At 68.2% G+C, this 1,750-nt stretch carries 1 protein-coding gene and 1 pseudogene; both read left to right on the forward strand.

All coding sequences use genetic code 11. The features are described 5' to 3' along the window. The first annotated feature begins 222 nt into the window (after window positions 1-222). Window positions 223-1,419, forward strand: a complete 1,197-nt coding sequence (locus tag DD1DGNOD_RS24225; RefSeq protein ID WP_206443404.1) for a site-specific integrase — start codon at window positions 223-225, stop codon at window positions 1,417-1,419. After that, window positions 1,416-1,750 (forward strand): annotated as a pseudogene (locus DD1DGNOD_RS24230) (tyrosine-type recombinase/integrase); the annotation flags it as partial. The gene DD1DGNOD_RS24225 and the pseudogene DD1DGNOD_RS24230, both read left to right, overlap by 4 nt.

Below are 1,750 nucleotides of genomic sequence, written 5' to 3' on the forward strand. Positions count from 1 at the left end.
GTACAGGTTGGCGAGCAGCGGTGACGCCGATGCCCCTAATGAACAGCGCTGGATTATGCGCAGCGCCGGCCTGTTCTGCCTGGTGACGGGCTCTGTCGGGGGTGGATCGCTGCACATAACGCGCCGACGATTCTGATCGGCGGGTCGGCATGGTGCCGGCCTGCACCGATCGGAGGTCGGTTCGTAATGGTGGCTTTATCCGTTTTGGTGTCGAGTCTGGACGTGGAGTTGCAGCGTCTGGGCTACAAGGACTCGACGCTGGTCTGGTACCGGGGCTGCTGGCGCCGGTTGGAGCGGTACTTCGCCGTCCGGGATGTAGAGGAGTTCTCCCTGGACGTGGCGATGGCGTGGGTCGACGATGCGTGCGGGTTCTTTGCCAGGGAGCGTGCGGGCACGCTCCGGCAGACGGATGTCTACCTGTTCAGGGTCGCGTCGATGCTGGACGACTTCGCGGTGCACGGGGCGGTGCTGCGCCGCTACTCCCGGTCTGTCGATAAGGTGACCGGCGACGGCGCGAGGATTCTCGCCCGGTTCCACGCGTCGCTGCGGGCCGCCGGGCGTTCAGTCTCAACGCAGCGGACGTACGGAACGACCGCTGAGGAGTTCCTCGGGTTCGTCGACACCCGCGGCGGGTTGTCCCAGTTGAATGTCGCTGTCCTCGACGCGTTCGTCGCGACGCTTTCGGGTTACCAGGTCAAGACGGTCGAGCAGAAGATGTGCGCGGTGCGGTCGTTGCTGCGGTTCGCCGCGGCCGACGGCCTGGTCGACGCCGCCGTCCTGGACCTGGTTCCGGCGGTGCGCGGCAGCAGGCAGACCAGGATCCCGTCGGTGTGGGATGCCCGTGACGTGGCGCGGGTCCTGGAGGCGATCGACCGGGACAACCCGTGCGGGAAACGGGACTACGCGATCATCCTGCTGATCGCGACACTCGGGTTGAGGAGCGTCGACGTCAGACGGCTCGAGTTTGCCGACTTCGACTGGCCGGGCAACCGGCTGACCGTGGTGCAGGCCAAGACCGGCCACCGGGTGGAGTTGCCGCTGCTCAGGCAGGTCGGATGGGCGGTCATCGACTACATCCAGCATGGCCGGCCGGACTGCGACTGCCCGCAGGTGTTCGTGCGGCACGTCGCCCCGATCGGCCCGTTCTCTGACCAGGACCATCTCCACCAGATCCTGGTCAAGCACGCCCGGGTCGCACACGTGCGGATCAGTGAGCAGCGCCGCCATGGCATGCACTCGCTGCGTCATACGCTCGCGACCCGCTTGATGGAAGGTGGCACCCCGGTCGAGCAGATCGCCGACATTCTTGGACACCAGTCCGTCGAGTCGACCGGCGTCTATCTGAAGTCGTCGCTGGCCCTGCTGGCCAGGTGCGCGCTGGACCCGGACGCGCCAGCCGGCGGGGAGGCGTCACGGTGAGCACGGAGATCACGCTGACCGGCGCGGTCATGGCGCTGGTCGCGGAGAAGCGGGCCGTCGGCTACAAGTACGACACCGAGGAGCGGATGCTGGCGCGGTTCGCCGCGTTCACCCGCGGCGAGTTTCCCGGGCAGGAGGCACCCACCCAGGAGTGCGTCGAGGCGTGGATCGCGGCCGGACGGCGGCGCGGGGTCACCCCGTCGACTCTGCAGGGCCTGACCGCGCCAGTCCGGGAACTGTCCCGCTGGCTGGGCCGGCGGGGAGTAGCCGCCTACGTCCTGCCCTACGGCTCGCTGCCCCGGCCCGCGCGCTACGTCCCGCACATCTACAC

It is taken from the genome of Candidatus Protofrankia californiensis (genome assembly GCF_900634765.1).
In the GTDB taxonomy this organism is placed as follows: Bacteria; Actinomycetota; Actinomycetes; order Frankiales; family Frankiaceae; genus Protofrankia; species Protofrankia californiensis.